Here is a 22,400-nt window from a genome sequence, read left to right as displayed (position 1 = left end):
ATCGCATCGTCGCGGATTTCCCGGTTACTTTGCCGTGCTGGTGGACTGTGTGGGGGGCGTCTCGGGCTCGGGGCTGCGCCGGAGCCGAGGGGTGCCCCTCCCCGAAATCCCCCTCGGCCCTGGCGTATCCACGATCGGATCGTTACAAGCAGGGGCGTGCATCATGCCTACCGAATACGCCGGGAACCGTATCGGAGCCGGCGAGCTGCCACCGCGATCGGCGCTGTTACGCGCGTTTCGCGAACCCGACGACCCGAATCGAAAGAAACACCGAGTCCTCGCCGCGGCACGCGAGCTGGTCGAATGCCATGAGCGCAGGCATCGGGCGCTCGCCGCGGCGCACGCACCGGACGTCACCAACGGCAGGGTCGCGGCGTGCAGTCAGCTGGTGGACGACATCGACGAGCGCCGCGCCGAGCTGGTCGGCCGCATCAACGACTGGGTGGCGACCAACGTCGCGCACCGCTCCGGCGCCTCGCTGCACACCGAGACGCTCGGCGCCGTCATCGACCGTATGGCGGCGAAATGGACTGCGGCGCAACTAGCTTTGGGCAAGACCGGCCCGGCGACGCAGCCACCGCAGGTGGACGGGGAAGCCCACCTGCTGTGGACGCGGCTCGCCGAGCTGGCTGATGGCTATCAGGACCTGATCACCGATGTCACCGAGCACCGGCGCAGGCTGCCGGTGTGGTGATCAGCGACGGTCGTCGAGGTCGGTCTCGACGACCTCGGCCTCGACGAAGGCGGAGCCCGCGGCAGGCGGCTCGGGCTCGGGCTCGTCGGGGACCTCGTCCGGCAGCGTCTCCCGATGGGCGGCGGCATCCTTGCGAGCCGCCGCTGCCGCCTCGTTCATCTCGATCGCATCGGTGATCCACTCACCGATCTCCCGAGTGACCTCCTGGACGGTTCCGGTGATGATCGTCGCAATATTTCCGACGTGCTTGGCACCGGAGGCCGTCAATTCCTGAATCAAATCCTTGTTGCTTTCGAATTTCCCGATCATTCACACGCCCACTTCGGTCGCCTTCCGCTGACGCATCACGATAACACCGGGAGATGACGGGTTCTTCGTGAAGCGCGGCGGCAGCGCGAGCTCGAGAATCTTCAGCCACACATCGCCGATCTGCTTGCTCAACCGCCCGGTGTGGTACGGCAATCCATACTTCTCGCACAGCGCCCGCACTTCCGGCGCGATCTCCGGATAACGGTTGGCGGGGATGTCGGGGAACAGGTGGTGTTCGATCTGATGCGACAGGTTACCGCTCATGATGTGGAACAGCTTGCCGCCGGAGATGTTCGCCGAACCCAGCATCTGCCGGACGTACCACTCGCCGCGGGTCTCCTCGGCGGTCTCCTCCTCGGTGAACGTCTGTACGCCGGAAGGGAAGTGGCCGCAGAAGATGATCGAGTAGGCCCAGACGTTGCGCACCAGGTTGGCGGCGGCGTTCCCGGCCAGCGTGCTGAGGAACAGCGGACCGGTCAGCGCGGGGAACGCCACGTAGTCCTTCAGCGCCTGCTTGCCCGCCTTACGCCACCAGCCCTTGACCAGCGGTTTGAGGTCGGACCACTTGCGCTTGCCCTGAATGATGTTCTCGGCCTCGGCGTCGTGCATCATCACGCCCCACTCGAAGAACACCATCAGCAGGAACGCCCACAGCGGGTTGCCCAGGTAGTAAGGGTTCCATTTCTGGCCCTCGTCGATGCGCAGGATGCCGTAACCGATGTCGCGGTCCATGCCGTGGATGTTGGTGTAGGTGTGGTGCATGTAGTTGTGCGAGTGCTTCCACTGGTCCGCCGGGCAGACCGTATCCCACTCGAACTCACGGGAATTCAGGCCGGGCTCACGCATCCAGTCGTACTGGCCGTGCATGACGTTGTGGCCGATCTCCATGTTGTCCAGGATCTTCGACACGCTCAGCGCCGCCACCGCGGCCAGCCACACCGGTGGCAGGAAGCCCAGGTACATCAGTCCGCGGCCGGCGATCTCGAAACCGCGCTGTGCCTTGATGATCGAGTAGATGTATGCACGGTCGCGGTCGCCGAGATCGGCGACGACGCGGTCGCGCAGTTCGTCGAGCGCCTTGCCGAGTTCCTCGACCTGATCCGGCGTCAGGATCAGCGGTCCGTTCTCGGTTTCGGTCAATATGGTCATCGTCGGTCCCCTTCGTCTGGCTAGATTTCGATGTCGACGTCACCCACCGCGGCGCTGACGCACAGCTGGATGGGCTGATCGGGATCGCTGCCGGTCTCGCCGGTGCGCAGGTTGCGGGTGCAGCCGGAGCGGCGAACGGCGGTGCAGGAGAAGCAGATACCCATGCGGCAGCCGTACTCCGGGGTCAGGCCCGCGGCCTCGGCCTGTTCCAGCAGGCTGGCCCCGGTGTTCTCGGCGCTCACCCCGCTGGCCGAGAAGGTGGTCGCGCCGTACGCCTCGTCCGCGTCGACGGGGACGACCGAGAGCGTGAACTCCTCGGAGTGCAGCCGGTCGGCCAGTTCCTCGGCCTCGTATACCTTGCGCACCGCATCCATCAGCGGCGGCGGGCCGCACACGTAGGTCTGCGCGTCGGCGAACCACGGCGCGACGCGCTCGAGCTCGTCGTAGTCGAACGGGCCGCCGCCCTGTTCCGGATAGCGCATCTCGATGCGGAAATGCGGGTTCCGCTCCGCTATGGTTTCCAGCTCGGCCCGGTGCGGCACCGCCTCCGGTGAACGGGCGTAGTGCAGGAAGGTCAGCTCGCCGGGATAACCCTCGTCGGCGAGGGTTCGCATCATCGACAGCACCGGCGTGATGCCGCTGCCGCCGCTGATCAGCAGCACCCGGTCGGGACGGACCTCGGGCAACCGGAAGACACCGGCCGCGGGACTCAGGTCCACCACCATGCCCGGCACGGCCTTGTCGTGCAGGTACTGCGAGACCAGGCCGCCCGGATGCACCTTGACGGTGAGCTGAATGTGCCGGTCGCGTCTGCGCTCCGGATTCACCGGCGAATAGCACCTGGTGTGCCGTACGCCGTCGATCACCACGCCGATCTGGACGTACTGGCCCGCGGCGTGGCCGCGCCAATGCCGGGTCGGGCGCAGCGTGAGCGTCACCGAGCCGGGCACCGAGCGGCGCACGTGGGTGATCTCGGCCCGCATCTGCCGGACGGTCAGCGTGGGGCGCACGAGTTCCAGGTACCGGTCGAGCGGATGGGGCGTGGTCAGGGTCTGCACCAGGTCGATGAGATCCACCATTCGGTTCTCCGTGCCTCTGCTTGTCGGTCGATCAGGGCTGTGGCGTGCCGACTGTCACTCGATCAAATTTCAGTGCACGCCTGTACACTCATCCAGTGTGACGGATAGGCAGGGCCCAGTGTCAACCGGCAATTCGTGTGACACGAACAACACCTACTGGATGAGTGAATGGTGAACGGATGTATGCTCACCGTGATGAGCGAGCAGGCAGCGACCCGAATCGAGCGCAAGGAGCGCACGCGGCAGGCCTTGGTCGACGGCACCCTCGAACTCGCCGCCGACCGTGGTTTCGCCGCGCTGAGCCTGCGTGAGATCGCGCGCTCGGCCGGGATCGTGCCGACCGCCTTCTACCGCCATTTCGCCTCGCTCGACGACCTCGGCGCCACCCTCGTCGACCAGGGCGTGACCGCGCTGCGGCTGGCGCTGCGCGAGGTGAGGCGCAACCCCGAGGCCAGCGTGGCCGACACGGTGCGGTTCGTCTTCGATCAGGTGGCGGCCAAACGCGCGCTGTTCGGCTTCCTCACCCGCGAGCGCCACGGCGGCTCGGCGGCGTTGCGCAAGGCCATCGCGCTGGAACTCCAGCTGATCGTGCGCGAGCTGGTCGCCGATCTGTCCCGGGTCCGCGCGCTGGACGACTGGAGCCCGCGCGATCTGGAGATCGCCGCCGACCTGCTGGTCGGCACCGTCGCCGACGGGATCGCCGCCTACGTCGCGGCCCCCGAGCGCGATCAGCGGACCATCATCGACCACACGGTCCAGAAGATCCGCCTGATCGCCCTCGGCATGGACAACTGGTGGCCGCCCAAGGATCGGTGAGCGGCGACCGTCCGATTCCCACGGGGCGGACTTCCGCATTCGCCGCGGTCGTGCGCGAGCCGACGAGGGACTTCGCCCGGTCGCGCCAGTAGGGTGCCGAACATGGGTTACGACACCAGCTTTCACGCCTTGGATATGCGACTCGTCGAGGAGCGGATCCTGCCGTACCTGGCCGGGCTAGGCGGCGACGGCGATCTGGACGACCTGATCGCCACCGCGGTCGAGCAGGCCCGCGTGCGTTTCCGGGCCAAGGCGTGGGCGCTCGGCGCGCTGAAGGTCGCCGACGACGAGTTCGACGACTCGCTCTACGTGTGGGGCAGGCCGTACCTGATCACGGCCGAGACGCCCGCCGAGGTCGCGGAAACCGCTGTGCGGTACCGGGATTGCACCGTCGGCACGGTGGACGAGCTGGCGCGCGCCCAGCTCGGCCTGCTCGATCCCGCGCTGGCCGCCCGCACCGAACCCGACATGAGCGGCACGCTGCCCGGCGCCGACGATCTGGCCATCGACATCGCGTGGAAGATTCGCCTGCTGCGCCAGGCCGCCCTCGCGCTGCGCTCCGGACAGCCGACGGTCGACGACCCGCACAGCGCCGAAACACACGACGCCGCCGACCTCTTGCGCAACAACCTCCAGTTCTGCCTGGTCGAATTCACCGCGCGACTGCTGCCCGGCTGGATGGACCGCGGCGTCGTCTGGCCGACCGCGCTGGCCGAGGAAGCCGGAATCGGCTGGCCCACCGGCTTCGGCGGCAACGGTCCGCTGCTCGGCGACGTGCCGACCCTGTTCCCCGAGATCGCCTGGCGCACCGAGGACACCATCACCGCGAACTACTCGGTGGGCGGATTCGTCGGCCCGGGTGACGCGTCCGCGACACGCGACTGGCTCGCCGCCAACGCCGAGGCGCTGTCCGGCGGCGACGACCGGACGCGCCTGTCGCTGCGCAAGTGCGACGAGGCGCTGGCGCTGGCGGATCTGATCGGCGGCGGCTTCGCCGAGGCCACCGAGATCTACAGCGGCATGGAAGGCCGGATCAACTAGCGCGCCTCGGGCGCGCGCACCGGGAGCAGCACCGCCAACCCCGCGGCGAGGACGACGGCCAGTCCGACCATCCCGGCGCGGTCGGCATCGAACACCCAGACGAACAAGCCGAAAAGCGAGGGGGCGAGGAAGGATACGGCCCGGCCGGTCGTGGTGTAGAGGCCGAACAGCTGTCCTTCCCGCCCCGGCGGGGCCACCCTGACGAGGAACGACCGGGCCGAGGCCTGGGCGGGCCCGACGAAAATCGTCAGCAGCAGTCCGAACACCCAGAACATGAGTGGACCCGACACCACGAGCAGCGCCAGCCCGCAGACCAGCATGGCGGCCAGCGACGCCACGATCACCGCCTTCGGCCCCACCCTGTCGTCGAATCGGCCCGCGACGATCGCCCCGAGCGCGGCGACCACATTCGCGGCGACGCCGAACAGCAGCACATCGGAATCATCGATGCCGTAGACGCGCACCGCGAGCACCGCACCGAAGGTGAACACACCTGCCAGTCCGTCCCGGAAGATCGCGCTGGCCAACAGGAACCAGACGGTGTGCCGGTCCGTCTCCCACAGCTCGCGCAGATCTCGCCACAGCACCCGATAGGAACCGAAGAACCCCGCGCTCGCCGCGCCGGGATCGGCGGCGGTGCGCGGCAGTTCCGGCACCGCGAACAGCACCGGCAGCGCGAATCCGGCGAACCACACCGCGGCGAGCACGGCGACGAGCCGGATGTTGAGCCCGTCGTCGGTCGGTATGCCGAACAGTCCCCGGTTGTCCCCCTTCCCGGAGATGAAGCCGAAGTAGCAGATCAGCAGCAGGAAGATGCCGCCGAAATAGCCCATCGCCCAGCCGAATCCGGAGACCCGGCCGACCGTCTCCGGCGTGGAGACTTGGCGCAGCATCGCGTTGTACGGCACGTTGGCCAGTTCGAAGGCGGCCGAGCCGAAGGCGAGCAGCGTCAGCCCGAGCCACAGATCGTGGTAGTCGTCGTGCACGAAGAACATCCCGGCCATGGCAAGGACGGTCAGTGCGCTCAACACGCCAAGGGAGCGTTTACGTTTCGCGGCCGCGTCGAACCACTGCCCGCTGATCGGCGCCGTGAGCGCGACGACCAGTCCGGCGATCCCGAGCGACCAGCCGAGCCAGGCGCTGGCCGAGATGCCGCCGGGCAGATCGTCGCCCACCGTATCGGTGAGATACACCGAGAACACGAACGTGAGGATCACGGCGTGGAACGCCGAGGAGCCCCAATCCCACAACCCCCATGCCGCTATCTGCCCGCGCCCGGCGGCGTCCCCGATCGTGCCGCGCGCGTCCACCTCGGTCATGCGCGCAGCGTAACCCGACCGGCCGGACGAAGTCCGGCGAAAGCCGACGCGTGCCGATCGAAGGCGACGCGTCCTATGCACCCAGTTGCATAGTACCGGCTGTACCGAGTACCGTGACCGCATGGCTCTCGAGCACGCGTTGCTGGTATCGCTGACCGAGCGGGCCGGTTCGGGCTACGAGCTGGCGCGCCGGTTCGACAAGTCCATCGGCTTCTTCTGGAGCGCGACCCACCAGCAGATCTACCGCGTGCTCAAGCGCATGGAGGAATCCGGTTGGCTGGACGGCGAATCGGTGGCGCAAGAGGGCAAGCCGGACAAGAAGGTCTACTCGGTGAACGAGGCGGGCCGCGCCGAGCTGGCCCGCTGGATCGCCGAGCCCTCCAACACCGACCTGCCCCGCAGCGAACTCGGGGTCAAGATCCGCGGCGCGGCCTACGGCGACCTGGACGCGCTGTGCGCGGAGGTCGTCCGGCACCGCGACCAGCACGCCCAGCGGCTCGAGGTCTACCGGCTCATCGAGAAGAAGGACTTCGCCGCGCCGGATCAGCTCTCCGGCACGGCACTGCACCAATACCTGGTCCTGCGCGGCGGCATCCGCGTCGAGTCCGGGTTCGTCGAATGGTGCGACGAAGTACTGCAAGCACTGCGACCGGATGCGTCAGCCCCGCATCCGGCCTGATGGAGAAAGGCGAGACTCGGTAATGAGCTCCTTCCCCCACCTTTTCGAGCCGCTGGACCTCGGCTTCACCACCCTGCGCAACCGCGTGGTCATGGGGTCGATGCACACCGGCCTGGAAGACCGCGCCTGGGACACCAACAAGCTGGCCGCCTACTTCGCCGAGCGCGCCCGCGGCGGTGTCGGGCTGATCATCACCGGCGGCTACGCGCCCAACCGCACCGGCTGGCTGCTGCCTTTCGGCGCCAAGCTGACCAACAAGACCGAGGCCTACCGGCACCGCAGGATCACCAAGGCGGTGCACGACGAGGGCGGCAAGATCGCCATCCAGATCCTGCACGCGGGCCGGTACTCCTACTGGCCTGCCAGCGTCTCCGCATCCTCGATCAAGGCGCCCATCAACCCTTTCCGGCCCCGTGCCCTCTCCGCCCGCGGCATCGAACAGACCATCTCGGACTACGCGCGCTGCGCGAAGCTGGCCCAGTTCGCCGGGTACGACGGCTGCGAGATCATGGGCGGTGAGGGCTATTTCATCAACCAGTTCCTCGCGCCGCGCACCAACAAGCGCACCGACAAGTGGGGTGGCTCGGCCGAGAACCGGCGCAGGCTGCCGCTCGAGATCGTGCGCCGGGTCCGCGCCGCGGTCGGGCCGAACTTCATCATCGTGTTCCGGCTGTCCATGGCCGAGCTGGTGGAGAAGGGCCAGACCTTCGACGAGATCGTCGCGCTCGCCAAGGAATTGGAGCAGGCGGGCGCCACGATCATCAACACCGATATCGGCTGGCACGAGGCGCGGGTGCCGACCATCGTCACCTCGGTCCCCAGGGCGGCGTTCGTCGAGTTCACCGCGAAGATCACCGAGCAGGTCGGTATCCCGGTCTGCGCCTCCAACCGCATCAACATGCCGGAGATCGCCGAGGAGATCCTGACCCGCGGTGACGCGCAACTGGTTTCGCTGGCGCGCCCGTTCCTCACCGATCCGGAATGGGTGAACAAGGCCGAGCAGAACCGCGTCGACGAGATCAACACCTGCATCGCCTGCAACCAGGCCTGCCTCGACCACGCGTTCCAGCACAAGACGGTGTCCTGCCTGCTCAACCCGCGCGCGGGCCACGAGACCGAGCTGAAGCTGCTGCCGACGCGGCGCGCCAAGCGCATCGCGGTCGTCGGCGCGGGCCCGGCCGGGCTCTCCGCGGCGGTGAGCCTCGCCGAACGCGGCCACCGCGTAGACCTTTTCGAGTCCGACGACAAGATCGGCGGCCAGTTCGACATCGCTCGCCGGATTCCTGGCAAGGAGGAATTCGACGAATCCATCCGGTACTACCGCCGGATGATCGAGCTGCGCCGGGTGAATCTGCACCTGAACAAGCGCGTCACCGCCGACGAGCTCATCGCGGGCCGCTACGACGAGGTGGTGCTGGCCACCGGCGTGCGGCCGCGCATTCCCAACATCCCCGGCATCGACCACCCGATGGTGCTCTCCTACGCCGAACTGGTGCGCGAGGAGAAGCCGGTGGGCAAGCGCGTCGCGGTGATCGGCGCGGGCGGCATCGGCTACGACGTGAGCGAGTTCCTCACCGTAGAGGGCCATCCCGCGCTCAAACTGGACGAGTGGAAAGAGGAGTGGGGCGTCGACGCCGACGACGAGCAGGCGCCGGGCCAGCTCACCACCCCCAGGCCCTCCCCCGCGGCCCGCGATGTCGTTCTGCTGCAACGCAAGACGTCGTCGTTCGGCAAGGACCTCGGCAAGACCTCCGGCTGGGTGCACCGCGCCGCGCTGAAGGCCAAGGGTGTCGAGCAGATCGGCGGTGTCAACTACGAGCGCATCGACGACAGCGGCCTGCACATCAGCTTCGGCGAGAAACGCGAACGCCCGCAATTGATTCCGGTGGACAACGTGGTGGTCTGCGCGGGTCAGGAGTCGGTGCGCGAGCTGGCCGAGCCGCTGCGGGCGGCGGGCATCACCCCGCACCTGATCGGCGGCGCCGAGCTGGCCGCCGAACTCGACGCCAAGCGCGCGATCGATCAGGGCACCCGGCTGGCCGCCCGCCTCTGAGCCCCTCGCTAGCATCGCTCAGGTGAGCCTGCCCTCCCCCACCTCCGAGAACCGTGCCGTCGTCACCGGAGCCTCCTCCGGCATCGGCGCCGCGCTGGCCGCCGAACTGGCCGGACGCGGCTATTCGCTGATCCTGGTCGCCCGCCGCGGCGACCTGCTCGACGAGCTCGCGCAGCGCCTCACCCTGGCGCACGGCATCACCGCCGAGGTGCGCGCTGTCGACCTGTCCGACCGCGCGCAGCGAGGCCCGCTGGTCGAGGAGTTGTCGGCGCGCAACATCTCGATCCTGTGCAACAACGCGGGAATCGCGACGTTCGGGCCGGTCGCGGAACTGGACATGGCATACGAGCGCGCCCAGATGGAGCTCAACGCCGTCGCCGTGCACGATCTCACCCTGGCGGTGCTGCCGGGCATGATCGCGCGCGGCGCGGGCGGCATCCTGATCAGCGGCTCGGCCGCGGGTAACATGCCGATCCCGAACAACGCGACCTACGCCGCCAGCAAGGCGTTCGCCAACACTTTCTGCGAATCGCTGCGCGGGGAGCTGAAGGATTCGGGCGTACACGTCACGCTGCTGGCACCCGGCCCGGTCCGCACCGAACTGCCCGACCCGTCCGAGGCCTCGATCGTGGACCGCATGGTGCCGGACTTCATGTGGGTCTCCTCGGAGTACACCGCGAAGGTCTCCATCGACGCCCTCGCCCGCAACAAGATGCGCGTCGTCCCCGGCCTCATCTCCAAGGGCATGAGCGTCGCGGGCCAATACGGCCCCCGCGCCCTCACCGCCCCCATCGCAGGCGCCTTCTACCGGAAACTCGGCGGCTGACCCGTCCCACACACCGTGCCGACGCCTCACAAGCGCACCACCTGTGCGAGGCGTACGAAGCTTCTGTGCGGCCATGAATCACCGGACCCGCACGTCATCGACCCGGGAGCACCAACGCCTGGCGGCCTCGGTACATCACAGAGTGTTCTGACGCCGCACAGCACTGCTGGCTGTGTGAGGCGTACCAAGAGTGTGTGTGAGCTGGGTTGACGCGAGTGTCAGGGGGCCGTCAGGAACGGTGGGGTGGGCGTCAAGGAGGTGTAAGGGGCGCGTCCGGAGGGTGCGGGGAGGGGTAGTCCTGGCATCGGCCCCGCAGTGAGGAGAAAGCGGGGGCGCACCCCAGGAGAACACTGTGACGCTGCTCGAAATCTTCCCGTCGCTGCGGTCGGGGATGCCTTCGCGGCTCGATTCGGCGGTGTGGCCACGGGACACGCACTACGACAGCGAGGGCCGGATCACGGTCGGCGGTGTGGCACTGGCCGACATCGCCGACCAATACGGGACGGCCACGTACGTGCTGGACGAACAGGAGGTCAGGTCGCGTTGCCGCGCGTACCGGCGGGCGTTCCCCGAGGCGGAGATCATCTACGCGGGCAAGGCGCTGATGATCCGCGCGGTCGCCGAGTGGGTGACCCAGGAGGGCCTCTCGGTGGACGTGTGCTCGGCGGGCGAGCTGGCCATCGCGCTGTCCGCTGGGGTGGATCCGGAGCGAATCATCCTGCACGGCAACGGTAAATCCTCGGACGAACTGCGCACCGCGGTGCGCTGCGGCGTCGGCCGGATCGTGGTCGACTCGCTCACCGAGATCACCCTGCTCTCCGCACTCGCCACGACGCGCCAGCGGGTGCTGGTGCGCCTGTCGCCCGGCATCGATGTGCACGGGCATCCCGCGGTGAAGACCGGCGTCACCGACCAGAAGTTCGGCTTCCCGCTGGGCAGCGAACTGGCCGACAAAGCGGTCGAGCGCATTCTGCGCAGATCGAACCTGGAGCTGGTCGGCTTCCACTGCCACCTCGGCTCGCAGATCTACAACCCCGACCACTACGGCGAGGCGATCCGCAGGATGATCGGCGAAATGGCGCGGGTGCGCCACGATCACGGACGCATCCTCACCGAGCTCGACCTAGGCGGCGGGCATGCCGTCGCCTATCGCGGCGGCGACGCCGAGATGAACCTGCACGAACTGGGCGAGATCCTCGAGGACGCCCTCGACGCGGGCTGCGCCCGGCATCACTTCCCGCGGCCCCGGCTCGCGCTGGAACCGGGTCGCGCGATCGTGGCGCGCGCCGGCGTGACGCTCTACCGGGTGCTTTCGGTCAAGCACATCGAGGGCGGGCACACCTACGTCACCGTCGACGGCGGCATGAGCGACAACCCGCGGGTCGCGCTGTACGGCGCCCGCTACGACGTGGTGCTCGCCAACCGCCACCCGTGCGGGCCGCACATGACCGCGACCATCGCGGGCCGCCACTGCGAGGCGGGCGACGTCCTCGCCGTGGACGTCCGGCTCCCCGCCGACCTACGCCCCGGCGAGATCCTCGCGGTCCCGTGCACCGGCGCCTACCACCACAGCCTGGCCAACACCTACAACAGCATCGGCCGTCCACCCGTGGTCGCCGTCCGCGACGGCCGCGCCAGGACCCTCGTCCGCCGCGAAACGGTCGAAGATCTCATGGCCCGCGAGGTGGGCGTCTGACGGCAACGCCCACCGACCGGCGACTGCCCACACCGCACGAGGACCGCGGCACCGCGCGATGGCCTCGGCAGCTGGAAACGCGCCGCTGTTCGAGTGGGCTCAGCGGCGACGGCGGGTGCCGAAGAGGCTGCGGCTGATCTCGCGGCCCGCCGCGGTCGCGGCCGAGCGCAGGAAGCTTTTCACCGCAGGGTTTTTCATGATGCGTTCCGCGGCCGACTCCTCGTCTTGGCGCGGAGACCGGCCGGGCGCGGGGGCGGCTTCCGGTTGCTCCGGTTGGGCCGCGGCCAGCTTGGCGGTCAGCAGTTCGTAGGCCGATTCGCGGTCGATGGTCCGGCCGTACTTCGTGGCGAGCGCGCTGGACAGGGCCCCGGACTTGATGGCATCGGCGCCGATGGTGTCCATCAGCGAACGCGGGGGCTGAATTCTGGTCCACGCCACCGGGGTCGGCGCGCCCTGCTCGGAGAGCACCGTCACCACGGCCTCGCCGGTGCCGAGCGAGGTCAACGCCTTCTCCAGGTCGTAGACCGAGGTCTTCGGATAGGTGCGGACGGTCTTGGACAGCGCTTTCTGGTCGTCGGGGGTGAAGGCGCGCAGCGCGTGCTGGATGCGCGCGCCCAGCTGGGACAGCACGGGATTCGGTATGTCGGTGGGCAATTGGGTGCAGAAGAACACCCCGACGCCCTTGGAACGGATCAGTTTGACCGTCTGCTCGACCTGGTCGAGGAACGCCTTCGAAGCGTTGTCGAACAGCAGGTGCGCCTCGTCGAAGATGAACACCAGCCTGGGCTTGTCGACATCGCCGACCTCGGGCAGCGTCTGGAACAGATCGGCGAGCACCCACATCAGGAAGGTGGAGAACATCACCGGCCGGGCCGCCTGCGCGCCGAGCTCGAACAGCGTGATCACGCCCTGCCCGCCCGCGAGCCGGAGCAGGTCGGCCGGATCGAGCTCCGGTTCGCCGAAGAAGGTGTCGCCGCCGTCGGCCTCGAGGTTGACCAGCGCGCGCAGGATGACGCCCGCCGTCTGCGCCGACACACCCCCGATGCCTTTCAGGTCCTCCTTGCCATCGGGGCTGGTGAGATGGGTGATGACGGCGCGCAGGTCCTTCAGGTCGAGCAACGCGAGCCCCTGCTGGTCGGCCCAGTGGAAGATCAGGCCGAGGGTCGATTCCTGCGTCTCGTTGAGATCGAGCACCTTGCTCAGCAGCACCGGACCGAACGAGGTGATGGTGGCCCGGATCGGCACCCCGATCCCGCCGGTGCCGAGCGAGACGAATTCGGTCGGGAAGCCGCTGGGCGCCCAGTCCGGCGCGCCGGTTTCCCGCGCCCGCGCGCTGATCTTGTCGTTGGACTCCCCCGGCCTGCTCAAACCGGACAGGTCGCCCTTGATGTCGGCGAGCACCACCGGAACGCCCGCGCGCGAGAGCTGTTCGGCGATGCCTTGCAATGTCTTGGTCTTTCCGGTGCCGGTGGCGCCCGCGACCAAGCCGTGCCGATTCATCATGCGCATCGGAATGCGTACTCGCGCAGCGGAATCCACGGCTCCGTCGACGACAACGGCGCCCAGTTCCAAAGCAGCGCCCTCGACGGCGTATCCCGCGGCGATCTCCTGCGCGGTCGCGTTCTGGGTGGCGTCCGGGGAGGTCTCGCCGACCGGCTTCGGGGCATCGGCATCCGGCGCCTTCCCCGCGGCCGGCTCTTGCTGCTCGGCCAGCTCACGTTCGGCGGCTTCCGCGGCCGCTGCCGCCTCGGCCGCCACCCGGGCCGCTTCGTCGGCGGCCTTGCGCGCCGCTGCTGCCTTCTCCTGGGGAGTGGTCATCGCACGTCCTCCATCTGTCGCACCGGAACGCCACTGGGCCGGCCGGACGTAGCTCGCCGGAAGCCCGCGTGGCCGGAGCGCGGAGGTGCGCCCACCGGGCACAGCGCCCGTCGAGAGCCCGCGCACGGCCGGAGCGAAGGCGAAGGTACGCCTCACCGATCTCTGCGGAAACTGTATCCCCGCCGACGGCGTTCCGACGTCGCGCAGCGCGGTTGTGTCGGCGCACCGCACTGTGGTCTGGGCACGCACGGCACGGCGGTCTGGGCACGCACGGCACAGCGGTCCGGGCACGCACGGCACGGTTGTTTCGGCGTGCGTGGCGCGGTGGTGTCGGCGCGCGGAAGGCGAACGCGCTTGTTCGCGGAGGCTGGGCGCGACGATGGCAGTAAGGTTGCCGGAGTGTCCGACAAACTTGTGGTGTCAAATTTGGCGCTTGCGATACAGCGCGACCCGATGCGCCAATCGACGACGACCATAGGGCTACGGTGTGTCCAGTGAGCGACAAACTTGTGGTGTGGATGGATTGCGAGATGACCGGCCTGCGCCTGGACAGCGACAAGCTGATCGAGGTGGCCGCTCTCGTGACCGACAGCGACCTCAACATTCTCGGTGACGGCGTCGACATCGTCATCCACGCCGATGACGAGGCGCTGGCCGCCATGCCCCCGGTGGTCGCCGACATGCACGAGCGCTCCGGGCTGACCGAAGAGGTGCGCCGCTCCACGGTCACCCTCGCCGAGGCCGAGCAGCAAGTGCTCGACTACATCCGCGCGTACGCTCCCGTCGCGGGAACCGTTCCGCTGGCAGGCAATTCGATCGCCACCGACCGCGGTTTCATCGCCCGCGACATGCCCGCGCTGGACAGCCACCTGCACTACCGGATGATCGATGTGAGCTCCATCAAGGAGCTGTGCCGCCGCTGGTACCCGCGCATCTACTTCGGCCAGCCGGAGAAGGGCCTCACCCACCGCGCCCTCGCCGATATCAAGGAATCCATCCGCGAACTCGAGTACTACCGGCGCACCGCGTTCGTTACGCCGCCCGGCCCGTCCACCACGGAGATCGCCGCGGTGGCCGCCCAGCTCAGCGGCGGGGCCAAGCCCGCGGCCGCGGCGCCGCGAAACGGCATGTTGGAAGCCGATTAGGGAATCGCGGGTACGGCACGCTAGTATCTAGCGCGCCGGTATTTCACCGGCGATGGTGAGTGTAGTTCAGTTGGTAGAGCACCAGGTTGTGATCCTGGATGTCGCGGGTTCGAGTCCCGTCACTCACCCCGAGCGAAATGCGCGAGTCCTAAGGGCTCGCGCATTTCGCGTTTTCAAGCGGAACGCACGTCGCCCCTGAGCAACTCACCGGAGCGCACAGCACTGGAATGCGTTCTGAAACACAGATGGTTCCAAATGTGTCCCGGATCTCCCCGCGCGGTCGTAAACTGCGGCACCAGGGTGTGCCGCGGTGGCATCACCCGGTCGAGGAGAAAGAAAAGCACTACGTGAAGCGTTCCGCCGTTCTCGCAGCCCTCGTCGGCGCCACCTTGCTCGGCGGGTCCGGAGGCACCGCCTCGGCGGCGCGCGAGGCGACTCCGATCGACCTGCCCGCCGACTCCGGTTCCGCGGGCATCACCAGCGGATCCTCGTCCAGCACCGGATCGTCGGGCGGCGCGACCACCACCGGCTCGGGCTCCCAGCTGGAGCGGATCATCTTCGGCGGCCCGCTGCTCTGCGCGGCCATCGGTAGCGCGATGAACGCCAACCTCACCTGCGCGGGCACCCCCGGGCCCAACATCCCCTAGCCCACGCACGAAAAAGGCCCCCGGCGCTCAACCGGGGGCCTTTTCGCTGCCATGGCGGACTCGCCGACGCGCTAGCCGACGTCCGCGTTGCCCGCCTTCCACTCCGACCACGGGATGTTCCAGTCGCCGAGGCCGTCGGTACCGGACAGCGTGCCGCCCACGGTGTTCTTCACGATCGTGATGTCACCGCGCTTGGCGAAGTTGAACACCCACTGCGCGTTCGCGGGGCTCAGATTCAGGCAGCCGTGGCTGGTGTTCGAGTAGCCCTGCGCGCCCACCGACCACGGAGCCGAGTGGAAGAAGATGCCGCTGTAGGAGATTCGGGTCGCGAAGTCGACTGGCGTGCGGTAGCCGTCCGAGGAGTTCACCGCGACACCGTAGGTCGAGGAGTCCATGATGATCTTCTCGTGCCTGTCGGCGACGATGTAGACGCCGTTGTCGGTGGGCGTGCTGTCCTTGCCCATCGAGGTCGGCATGGTGCGGACCACTTGTCCGTTCTGCTCGACGACCACCTGGTGCGTGTTGTCGTCCGCGGTGAAGATCACAGCATCGCCGACGACGAAGTGCGAGGTGATGTTGTCCTGGCCGTACAGCCCGTTGCCGAGATTCTTGCCGTAGACGTTCACCTGGATGTCGACCTTGGTGCCCGGCGCCCAGAAATGCTCTGGCCGCCAACGGACTTCGCGGTTGTTCACCCAGTAGAACGCGCCTTCCACCGGCGGGTTGGCGGTGATCTTGATCGCATCCTGGACCGCCTTGCGGTCCGGAATGTTCTCGTCGAACTGGATCGCCACCGGCTGGCCGATGCCGACGACTTCACCCTCCCCCGGGATCAGGTACGGCTTGGTCTGATTGTTCGGCGAACTGGTGGTGAAGCTCAGCGTGGTGGTGTTGGCGCCGCCGAGACCGATCGCGTCGGCGGTGAGCCGGTAGGTCTTGCCGTAGCCGAGCACCTCGGCGGTCTCCCAGGTCCGGCCGTCGGCGGCCAGGTTGCCGGCGACCGGAGAACCCTGCTGATTGACCAACGTCACAGTGGTGAACTTGCCGTCATCGACCTTGAAGGTCAGCGGCATGCCGGGCGATACACCTTTGTCACCGTCCTTGACGGGGGCGAGCAGCTTCGGCTTGATCAATTCGGTGATCGGGTTACGGTCGATAGCGACGGCGGCGTCCGCGGTGCCGGACGAGGACGAGCATCCTGTCGATCCCAGTGCGATCACGGCGAGCGCTACCAAAGGTGCGCTGAGTATTCGTATCGAACGCCGCCGACCTCGACAAATGCTCATAATCAACCCCGTTTCAAGTCCCGGCGCGTGGTCCAGACATGCGCCGATGGCTTCGGATCCAACCGACTACAGAAGCTCAACCCACCGCGCCGGCGGGATCGGTCGAGACCACGTCCTGCCATTCTGCCAGTCCGTCGAAGACCGATCCAACGCGAACACCATCGCGACCGGGCCGAGTTCCACCGGATAGATCAGGTTTGAAGGGCCCGGTGTTAACATCTGTCGCCGACCACGCGAAACAGCCCCTCACCAGGCGATTTCACTCTTTCGGGTCGGGCCTGTTAATGTTTGTCCCGCACCGGAACACCGGGGCAGGCGCCATTAGCTCAATTGGCAGAGCAGCTGACTCTTAATCAGCGGGTTCGGGGTTCGAGTCCCTGATGGCGCACAGTACAGACCGTGCCAGGTCCCAGCTACGTTTGGGCAAGGGCACGGTCTTTTCTTGTCCGAACAGTGTCCAAACGTTGTTCGGCGAGCGGTCCCGCGAAGGTAACGACGCCGTGATCTGGGCAGTTACCCGGACCCGAAATCGGCCCGAATCGGGCCTGGAACAGGCAAATAGACCCACGTCACTACATCAATTTTGTGACCTCGGGCACAACGCGTTTAAGAGCAAACTCCCTGCATACATCGCGTTTAGGTAACGACGACCTGTCGGTTCCAAGATCGACAGCTTCTATCATTCAGCTCTCGTTCACCTTCCGTTCACCTTCCGTGACCATTCTGCAATCAGGTCGCAAAGAGACCTGAGGTTTGGTTAGACCGAGGTGTTGTTTACACGCATTCGGAAAACGGCCGCACGGACCCGATCAAGGTTCACTCCGGCCCCCGGGTGCGAAGCCGCAACAAATCCCGATCGCCAACCTTCCGCATATCGCTCCACGCGCTGTGGAGTTCCGCGCGACGCCGCGGCCCGGGCCCGATCCGTCCGGTACCCGCATACAGCTCGTCGCGTTCCGAGGACCGGAGTGTCCTCCACAACCAAATCCACAACAGCACATCGAACTTTCTCGGCGAACACCATGAGCGTCCGCCGCCGGATCCGCGCTGCCTGAGTGCGGCCGGACCCCCCTGTCCCCTAACAAGGAACTCAGAAATGCCTCACAGCCGCCTTTCCACCCTGCGCCGCAGCACCACCCTCCGCGAGGGCCTGACCTTCGCCGTGGCAGCGGCCGGCATCGTGGCCGTCGCCGCTTCGTCGGCGGTGTCGGTGGCCGATGACAGCGTTCCGGCCCGCGTCGCCATGGTCGCCGAGGAGCAGCCCGCCGCCGCTCCCGCCCCGGTCCCCGCCCCCATGCCCGAGGCCGTCCCGGCTCCGGCCCTGGCCCCGGCTCCCGTGCCGGAAGTCGTGCCGCTGCCCGCTCCGGCGCCGATGCCCGAGCCCGCGCCCGCGCCCGCTCCGGCGCCGATGCCCGCCCCGGCCCCGCCGGTGTACGAGAACAACCTGGACGGCTGGATCCGCCAGGCCCTCGACATCATGCACGCCAACAACATCCCCGGCAGCTACGAGGGCATCCACCGCAACATCATCCGCGAGTCCAGTGGCAACCCCCAGGCCATCAACCTGTGGGACTCCAACGCCGCCATGGGCATCCCGTCCAAGGGTCTGCTCCAGGTCATCGACCCGACCTTCGCGGCCTACCACGTCGAAGGCACCCCGTTCGACGTCTGGGATCCGGTGGCCAACATCGTCGCCGCCTGCAACTACGCCGCGCACCGCTACGGCAGCATGGACAACGTGAACAGCGCGTACTGATCCGGCTCCAGCACCACGAACGAACGCCCCGCCTCCGGTCACCACGACCGGGTGCGGGGCGTTCGTCGTAGGATGCCCGCGTGGCCGATTACGCGCACTCCGACGCGTCGGTCAGCCGCAGGGCCGAGAAGGCCCGCCGCTTGGCCGTTTATTTATGGGACCGCGATGTCAGCGGGTCCGAACTGCTCGACATGCCCGCGGCGACCCGCCGCAAACTGGCCCGCGCCGCCGAGTCGAATCCGCCGAGCACCGACGAGACCTGGCTGGCCGTCGCCCGCCTGCTCGACGAGAAGAACGCATGGGCCGCTCGCAATCCGAACCATCCCGCCGCACACCGCGCGCACGTGGACGAGAAGCTGCTGTGGGTGAAGCCCCCGATCACGCCGTGGTCGTAGCGATCAGATCGAAAGATCGGTGACGCGCTGCGCGGTGGCGCTGACCTTGTCCGACAGCGACCGGAGCGCGCCCGCCTCCGCGTCGGTCAGCGGATCGATGAAGACACGACGGACCAGATCCACGTGGTTGGGCGCGGCGTGCTCGAGTGCGGTGCGACCCGCCGCCGTCAACTCGACGACGATCCCGCGCGCGTCCTCCTCCGATGGACGCCGCTCGACCAACCCCCGCGCCGCCATCCTGGCCAGGTGCTTGGACAGCCTGCTCTTCTCCCAGCACACCTCCGCCGCGAGCTCCTTGGCGCGCAGGCGTCCGTCCGGCGCGGCGGAGAGCGGGACGAGCAGCTCGTAGTCGGCGAGCGAGAGTCCGTCGCGGGCCAGCCCGGCCATGATCGCCGCGTCCATCCGCTGGCGCAGCCGGATGTAGGCCTGCCAGGTCTCCTGCTCGTCGTCGCTCAGCCATCGCACCACGGGAATGATCCTAATCCCCCTTTGGTTGACATGGACACCAACAGGCCGAGACTGGCCAGCCGCACAGGAGGTGCTCCCCATGCCCGCCATCGCCGCCGACAACATCCTGGTGCTACTGCGCCTGCCCCGCCCCGACGAGACCATGCGCGAACGACCGGTCCGGCAGATCGTCACCGCGCACAAGCAGCGCGAAGGCGCGGGATTCGAGGTCACCCGGCCGTTCCCGAGCATCGACCTGCGGACCGCCGACCCCTTCATCCTGCTCGATCAGATGGGCCCGGTGACCTACGAACCGCACGAGGCCAAGGGCGCTCCCTGGCATCCGCACCGCGGCTTCGAGACCGTCACCTACATGCTCGACGGCACCATGGCCCACCACGACTCCCACGGCGGCGGCGGTGTCATCAGCGAGGGCGACACCCAGTGGATGACCGCGGGCTCCGGCATTCTGCACGACGAGGTGCCGCCCGAAGAGCTGGTGGTCACCGGCGGGCTGTTCCACGGCGTGCAACTCTGGGTGAACCTGCCGCGCGCCATGAAGTTCGCCGCACCGCGCTATCAGGATCTGCGCGGCAGCGAACTGACCCTGGTCAGCTCGCACGACGGCGGCGCACTGGTGCGGCTGATCGCGGGCGAGGTCGGCGGATTCGCCGGTCCCGGTTCGACTTACACGCCGATCGCCTACGCGCACGCGTCGATCAGCCCGGGCGGCCGTGTGGAAACACCCTGGCCGCAGCACTTCTCGGCGATGGCGTACGTGCTCGCAGGCAGCGGGACGGTCGGCGCCGAGCGCAGGCCGATCGAGGCGGGCCAACTCGCGGTGTTCGGGACAGGCGATTCGATTTCCGTCGAGGCGGATTCGAAGCAGCACGAGCGCCCCGGCGATCTCGAAGTGCTGCTGCTCGGCGGGCAACCGATCCGCGAACCCGTCGTTCAGTACGGCCCCTTCGTCATGAACAGCCGAGCGGAGATCATTCAGGCCATCGAGGACTTCCAGTCCGGACGGATGGGCAACATTCCGGCAGAACACCTGTCGGTCACCCCTCCGACACACTGAGCCAGGCCGCCCTATAGCCCCTAATGGCCCTAATTCGGGTGTCGCGCGGTTGACAACTGGGCGGCCCATCGCAACAGTGGGTGCGGCGTCGCTCGTCAAGGCGCCACATCCACCGCAGAACACAGAGGAATACATGAACGTTCGCCGGCTTACCGTCAGCGCCGCCGTCGCTGGACTGACCATCCTCGCGGCGCCCGCCGCCTTGGCCGCCCCGACCGGTTCCAGCGGAACCGGCTCCTCCGCCATCGATACCGGTTCCGCCGCGACCGGTTCGGCGGGAGTGTCGCAGACCGGCTCGGCCGGTGGCGCCTTCGCCAACTGCGACGACGCCCGCGCGGCGGGTCGCGCACCGATTTTCCGCGGCGAGCCGGGCTTCGGCCCGCACCTGGATCCCGACGGCGACGGATTCGCCTGCCCGACGGTCTGATACCGCCGATAGACGAAAAACACCCGGTGTGGCAGTGCCGCACCGGGTGTTTTCGTTTGCCGCAAACTCAGCGGAAGAGCTTCACGAGCACGAGGCCGACGATCACCGCACCGGCGCCGATCAAGCTGTACTTGACCTTGGGTTCGTTCAGCTTGGCGACGACCAGGCTCTTGGTGTCGTCCGCGATCCGCTGCGGATCGGCGCGCACGGCGATCTCGTCGAGAGTGCTCGCCAGCCGAGTGCGGGCCGCCTCGATCTCCCGCTCGATCCGCTCGGTGTCCTTCGCCACGTATGTCCTCCTGTCGATGGGCGTGCCGCCGGGCGCGAACCGGGCCGGGGACGACGTTCCCACCGGCCGTTCGCGAGTCACCAGGGCTCGCGGACGAGTGTATCCGCCCGCTCGACGGCGGTTCGGTTACCGTGCAGGACGTGACCAACCAACGACTCTCCCCCGGCGATACCGCCCCCGCGTTCACGCTGCCCGACGCCGACGGCAAGGAGGTCTCGCTCGCCGATTACCGCGGCCGCAAGGTGATCGTCTACTTCTACCCCGCCGCGAGCACGCCCGGCTGCACCAAGCAGGCCTGCGATTTCCGCGACAACCTCGCCGAACTGAACGACGCGGGCATCGACGTCCTCGGCGTCTCTCCGGACAAGCCCGCCAAGCTGGCCAAGTTCCGCGACGCGGAAGGGCTGACCTTCCCGCTGCTGTCCGATCCGGAACGCGCGGTGCTCACCGCGTGGGGCGCCTTCGGCGAGAAGACGATGTACGGCAAGACCGTCACCGGTGTCATCCGCTCCACCTTCCTGGTGGACGAGCAGGGCAAGATCGAGGTCGCGCAGTACAACGTGCGCGCCACCGGCCACGTCGCCAAGCTGCGCCGCGACCTGTCGGTGTGAGCGAATCGTGTGCCGGCGCGCATCGCGCATGCCGGAGCCGAGCGCCAGCGAGGCGCAGGCATGAGCGGACCTCATCGCTCGAAGGAGCCGATGAGGGTCTCGTAGCCGTCCAGCATGCGCGCCAGGCCGAACTCGAAATCGGCTTTCTCCCAGTCGATGTCGTCCTGCTCGAAGGCGCGGTGGGTGAGGGCGGACACTATCGCGGGAAATCGCTGCGGATCGAGCACTCGGTGCAGCGCCGCGGTGAAGTCCTCCTCACCGTCGGTCCCGCCCGCGATGTTCCTGGCGGCCCAGCGCCTGCCGATGACGTAGAGCGACAGGTTCATCACCAATTGCAGCCGCACGGGCTCGGGCACCGGGGTGTCGGCGAGCGTGGCGAGTCCCGCCTCGAGCCAGGCCATGTTGTTCGGGCCCATCGGCGGCGTCTTGAGCGGGATGTCCAGCCACCACGGGTGCCGTCCGACCACGTCGAACTCGCTGCGCGCCCAGAACTCCAGCCCTGTCCGCCACGGTGTGCCGGGCGGGATGCGCGGCGGGGCGCCCACCACTCGATCCAGCAGCAATTCGACCAGGGTGTTCTTGCTGTCGACGTACCGGTAGAGCGACATGGCGGTGAATCCGAGCTGCTTGGCGACCCGATTCATCGACAGCGCCGCGTAGCCCTCCGCGTCGGCCACCTCGATCGCGGCCTCCAGGATCTGGTCCAGCGTCAGCCCACGCTTCGGACCGCGCCCACCCGGCTGATCGAGCCGCCACAACAGTTCCACGGACTTCGGTAGCGCCGCGTCGTCCGACGTCGTCATCTGCGCTTCAGCCTCCTTCGCTCGCCTCGACTCTAGG

The 22,400-nt window shown here is 67.9% G+C and carries 23 protein-coding genes and 2 tRNA genes; 16 read left to right on the top strand and 9 right to left on the bottom strand.

Features of this window, described 5'->3' with window-relative positions; translation table 11 throughout:
• The first annotated feature begins 163 nt into the window (after positions 1–163).
• Positions 164–694, top strand: coding sequence for a DUF4254 domain-containing protein (locus tag AC3ERS_RS01245; RefSeq protein WP_431962547.1), 531 nt, complete (start codon positions 164–166; stop codon positions 692–694).
• Here AC3ERS_RS01245 and AC3ERS_RS01240 read toward each other — a convergent pair whose 3' ends face one another.
• The 3 genes from AC3ERS_RS01240 to AC3ERS_RS01230 are packed head-to-tail and all read right to left on the bottom strand — an operon-like array spanning position 695 to position 3,231.
• The gene (locus tag AC3ERS_RS01240) at positions 695–1,003 is read right to left on the bottom strand and encodes a hypothetical protein (protein WP_431962545.1); all 309 of its coding nucleotides are present in this window, start codon (positions 1,001–1,003) and stop codon (positions 695–697) included. It abuts the gene before it with no gap.
• Positions 1,004–2,152 (bottom strand): fatty acid desaturase family protein, encoded by a 1,149-nt coding sequence (locus AC3ERS_RS01235; RefSeq protein ID WP_431962543.1) that lies wholly within the window; start codon positions 2,150–2,152, stop codon positions 1,004–1,006. It lies immediately after the preceding gene.
• A 20-nt stretch (positions 2,153–2,172) separates the two neighbouring features.
• Positions 2,173–3,231, bottom strand: coding sequence for a ferredoxin reductase (locus tag AC3ERS_RS01230; RefSeq protein ID WP_431962541.1), 1,059 nt, complete (start codon positions 3,229–3,231; stop codon positions 2,173–2,175).
• A 195-nt stretch (positions 3,232–3,426) separates the two neighbouring features.
• Between AC3ERS_RS01230 and AC3ERS_RS01225 the strand changes: the two genes are divergently transcribed.
• The gene (locus AC3ERS_RS01225) at positions 3,427–4,047 is read left to right on the top strand and encodes a TetR family transcriptional regulator (protein ID WP_431962539.1); all 621 of its coding nucleotides are present in this window, start codon (positions 3,427–3,429) and stop codon (positions 4,045–4,047) included.
• Positions 4,048–4,149: 102 nt separating this feature from the next.
• The gene (locus tag AC3ERS_RS01220; RefSeq protein ID WP_431962537.1) at positions 4,150–5,088 is read left to right on the top strand and encodes a hypothetical protein; all 939 of its coding nucleotides are present in this window, start codon (positions 4,150–4,152) and stop codon (positions 5,086–5,088) included.
• On the opposite strand, the gene AC3ERS_RS01215 is transcribed toward AC3ERS_RS01220, so the two are convergent.
• The gene (locus AC3ERS_RS01215) at positions 5,085–6,407 is read right to left on the bottom strand and encodes an MFS transporter (RefSeq protein WP_431962535.1); all 1,323 of its coding nucleotides are present in this window, start codon (positions 6,405–6,407) and stop codon (positions 5,085–5,087) included. The genes AC3ERS_RS01220 and AC3ERS_RS01215 overlap by 4 nt on opposite strands.
• A 121-nt stretch (positions 6,408–6,528) precedes the next feature.
• Here AC3ERS_RS01215 and AC3ERS_RS01210 point away from each other — a divergent pair, with 121 nt between their 5' ends.
• The 4 genes from AC3ERS_RS01210 to lysA all read left to right on the top strand — a co-directional run bounded on the left by AC3ERS_RS01210 (position 6,529) and on the right by lysA (position 11,661).
• Positions 6,529–7,086 carry a PadR family transcriptional regulator gene (locus AC3ERS_RS01210; RefSeq protein WP_431962533.1) on the top strand — a complete coding sequence of 186 codons (558 nt, stop codon included), beginning with the start codon at positions 6,529–6,531 and terminating at the stop codon, positions 7,084–7,086.
• A gap of 22 nt (positions 7,087–7,108) precedes the next feature.
• Positions 7,109–9,139: an FAD-dependent oxidoreductase gene (locus tag AC3ERS_RS01205; protein ID WP_431962531.1), complete on the top strand. Its 2,031-nt coding sequence runs from the start codon at positions 7,109–7,111 to the stop codon at positions 9,137–9,139.
• A 22-nt stretch (positions 9,140–9,161) separates the two neighbouring features.
• Positions 9,162–9,965 carry a mycolate reductase gene (gene cmrA, locus AC3ERS_RS01200; protein ID WP_431962529.1) on the top strand — a complete coding sequence of 268 codons (804 nt, stop codon included), beginning with the start codon at positions 9,162–9,164 and terminating at the stop codon, positions 9,963–9,965.
• A 352-nt stretch (positions 9,966–10,317) separates the two neighbouring features.
• Positions 10,318–11,661 carry a diaminopimelate decarboxylase gene (gene lysA, locus AC3ERS_RS01195; RefSeq protein WP_431962527.1) on the top strand — a complete coding sequence of 448 codons (1,344 nt, stop codon included), beginning with the start codon at positions 10,318–10,320 and terminating at the stop codon, positions 11,659–11,661.
• Between the two features lie 99 nt (positions 11,662–11,760).
• Here lysA and AC3ERS_RS01190 read toward each other — a convergent pair whose 3' ends face one another.
• Positions 11,761–13,479, bottom strand: a complete 1,719-nt coding sequence (locus AC3ERS_RS01190) for a helicase HerA-like domain-containing protein (RefSeq protein WP_431962525.1) — start codon at positions 13,477–13,479, stop codon at positions 11,761–11,763.
• 494 nt (positions 13,480–13,973) lie between these two features.
• Between AC3ERS_RS01190 and orn the strand changes: the two genes are divergently transcribed.
• From orn to AC3ERS_RS01175, 3 genes are all read left to right on the top strand, one after another.
• On the top strand, positions 13,974–14,624 hold the full coding sequence (gene orn, locus AC3ERS_RS01185; RefSeq protein ID WP_431962523.1) for an oligoribonuclease: 651 nt from the start codon (positions 13,974–13,976) through the stop codon (positions 14,622–14,624).
• A 55-nt stretch (positions 14,625–14,679) separates the two neighbouring features.
• A tRNA-His gene (locus tag AC3ERS_RS01180) sits at positions 14,680–14,752 on the top strand.
• A gap of 129 nt (positions 14,753–14,881) precedes the next feature.
• A complete protein-coding gene (locus AC3ERS_RS01175; RefSeq protein ID WP_431962521.1) occupies positions 14,882–15,271 on the top strand; it encodes a hypothetical protein in 390 nt (129 codons plus the stop codon).
• 71 nt (positions 15,272–15,342) lie between these two features.
• Here AC3ERS_RS01175 and AC3ERS_RS01170 read toward each other — a convergent pair whose 3' ends face one another.
• On the bottom strand, positions 15,343–16,557 hold the full coding sequence (locus tag AC3ERS_RS01170) for a L,D-transpeptidase (RefSeq protein WP_431962519.1): 1,215 nt from the start codon (positions 16,555–16,557) through the stop codon (positions 15,343–15,345).
• 315 nt (positions 16,558–16,872) lie between these two features.
• On the opposite strand from AC3ERS_RS01170, the gene AC3ERS_RS01165 reads away from it, so the two are divergent.
• The 3 genes from AC3ERS_RS01165 to AC3ERS_RS01155 all read left to right on the top strand — a co-directional run bounded on the left by AC3ERS_RS01165 (position 16,873) and on the right by AC3ERS_RS01155 (position 18,708).
• A tRNA-Lys gene (locus AC3ERS_RS01165) sits at positions 16,873–16,945 on the top strand.
• Between the two features lie 708 nt (positions 16,946–17,653).
• Entirely contained in the window at positions 17,654–18,313 is a 660-nt protein-coding gene (locus tag AC3ERS_RS01160; protein ID WP_431962517.1) for a transglycosylase SLT domain-containing protein, read from the top strand.
• A gap of 80 nt (positions 18,314–18,393) precedes the next feature.
• Complete coding sequence (locus AC3ERS_RS01155; protein WP_431962515.1) at positions 18,394–18,708, top strand: hypothetical protein; 315 nt, start codon at positions 18,394–18,396, stop codon at positions 18,706–18,708.
• A 3-nt stretch (positions 18,709–18,711) separates the two neighbouring features.
• Here the strand turns inward: AC3ERS_RS01155 and AC3ERS_RS01150 are convergent, their stop codons facing one another.
• Complete coding sequence (locus AC3ERS_RS01150) at positions 18,712–19,176, bottom strand: MarR family winged helix-turn-helix transcriptional regulator (RefSeq protein ID WP_431962513.1); 465 nt, start codon at positions 19,174–19,176, stop codon at positions 18,712–18,714.
• A gap of 79 nt (positions 19,177–19,255) precedes the next feature.
• Between AC3ERS_RS01150 and AC3ERS_RS01145 the strand changes: the two genes are divergently transcribed.
• Entirely contained in the window at positions 19,256–20,233 is a 978-nt protein-coding gene (locus tag AC3ERS_RS01145) for a pirin family protein (protein ID WP_431962511.1), read from the top strand.
• A 133-nt stretch (positions 20,234–20,366) separates the two neighbouring features.
• A complete protein-coding gene (locus AC3ERS_RS01140; RefSeq protein WP_357403068.1) occupies positions 20,367–20,660 on the top strand; it encodes an excalibur calcium-binding domain-containing protein in 294 nt (97 codons plus the stop codon).
• Between the two features lie 67 nt (positions 20,661–20,727).
• On the opposite strand, the gene AC3ERS_RS01135 is transcribed toward AC3ERS_RS01140, so the two are convergent.
• Positions 20,728–20,949 carry a DUF3618 domain-containing protein gene (locus AC3ERS_RS01135; protein WP_357403066.1) on the bottom strand — a complete coding sequence of 74 codons (222 nt, stop codon included), beginning with the start codon at positions 20,947–20,949 and terminating at the stop codon, positions 20,728–20,730.
• Between the two features lie 140 nt (positions 20,950–21,089).
• Here AC3ERS_RS01135 and bcp point away from each other — a divergent pair, with 140 nt between their 5' ends.
• The gene (bcp, locus tag AC3ERS_RS01130) at positions 21,090–21,560 is read left to right on the top strand and encodes a thioredoxin-dependent thiol peroxidase (protein WP_431962508.1); all 471 of its coding nucleotides are present in this window, start codon (positions 21,090–21,092) and stop codon (positions 21,558–21,560) included.
• A gap of 71 nt (positions 21,561–21,631) precedes the next feature.
• Here the strand turns inward: bcp and AC3ERS_RS01125 are convergent, their stop codons facing one another.
• Positions 21,632–22,363 carry a TetR/AcrR family transcriptional regulator gene (locus AC3ERS_RS01125; protein WP_431962506.1) on the bottom strand — a complete coding sequence of 244 codons (732 nt, stop codon included), beginning with the start codon at positions 22,361–22,363 and terminating at the stop codon, positions 21,632–21,634.
• Between the last annotated feature and the right edge of the window lie 37 nt (positions 22,364–22,400).

Source organism: Nocardia sp. bgisy134 (assembly GCF_057708325.1).
Note: the sequence above shows the minus strand (reverse complement) of the source record. Positions and strands in the feature narration are given on the sequence as shown.

Coding starts and splice junctions, on each gene's coding strand:
- AC3ERS_RS01190 (WP_431962525.1), bottom strand. CDS start 13,479: ATGACCACTCCCCAGGAGAAGGCAGCAGCGGCGCGCAAGGCCGCCGAC.
- AC3ERS_RS01210 (WP_431962533.1), top strand. CDS start 6,529: ATGGCTCTCGAGCACGCGTTGCTGGTATCGCTGACCGAGCGGGCCGGT.
- AC3ERS_RS01230 (WP_431962541.1), bottom strand. CDS start 3,231: ATGGTGGATCTCATCGACCTGGTGCAGACCCTGACCACGCCCCATCCG.
- AC3ERS_RS01145 (WP_431962511.1), top strand. CDS start 19,256: ATGCCCGCCATCGCCGCCGACAACATCCTGGTGCTACTGCGCCTGCCC.
- AC3ERS_RS01225 (WP_431962539.1), top strand. CDS start 3,427: ATGAGCGAGCAGGCAGCGACCCGAATCGAGCGCAAGGAGCGCACGCGG.
- AC3ERS_RS01125 (WP_431962506.1), bottom strand. CDS start 22,363: ATGACGACGTCGGACGACGCGGCGCTACCGAAGTCCGTGGAACTGTTG.
- AC3ERS_RS01245 (WP_431962547.1), top strand. CDS start 164: ATGCCTACCGAATACGCCGGGAACCGTATCGGAGCCGGCGAGCTGCCA.
- AC3ERS_RS01205 (WP_431962531.1), top strand. CDS start 7,109: ATGAGCTCCTTCCCCCACCTTTTCGAGCCGCTGGACCTCGGCTTCACC.
- AC3ERS_RS01240 (WP_431962545.1), bottom strand. CDS start 1,003: ATGATCGGGAAATTCGAAAGCAACAAGGATTTGATTCAGGAATTGACG.
- AC3ERS_RS01235 (WP_431962543.1), bottom strand. CDS start 2,152: ATGACCATATTGACCGAAACCGAGAACGGACCGCTGATCCTGACGCCG.
- AC3ERS_RS01170 (WP_431962519.1), bottom strand. CDS start 16,557: ATGAGCATTTGTCGAGGTCGGCGGCGTTCGATACGAATACTCAGCGCA.
- AC3ERS_RS01215 (WP_431962535.1), bottom strand. CDS start 6,407: ATGACCGAGGTGGACGCGCGCGGCACGATCGGGGACGCCGCCGGGCGC.
- AC3ERS_RS01160 (WP_431962517.1), top strand. CDS start 17,654: ATGCCTCACAGCCGCCTTTCCACCCTGCGCCGCAGCACCACCCTCCGC.
- AC3ERS_RS01140 (WP_357403068.1), top strand. CDS start 20,367: ATGAACGTTCGCCGGCTTACCGTCAGCGCCGCCGTCGCTGGACTGACC.
- AC3ERS_RS01220 (WP_431962537.1), top strand. CDS start 4,150: ATGGGTTACGACACCAGCTTTCACGCCTTGGATATGCGACTCGTCGAG.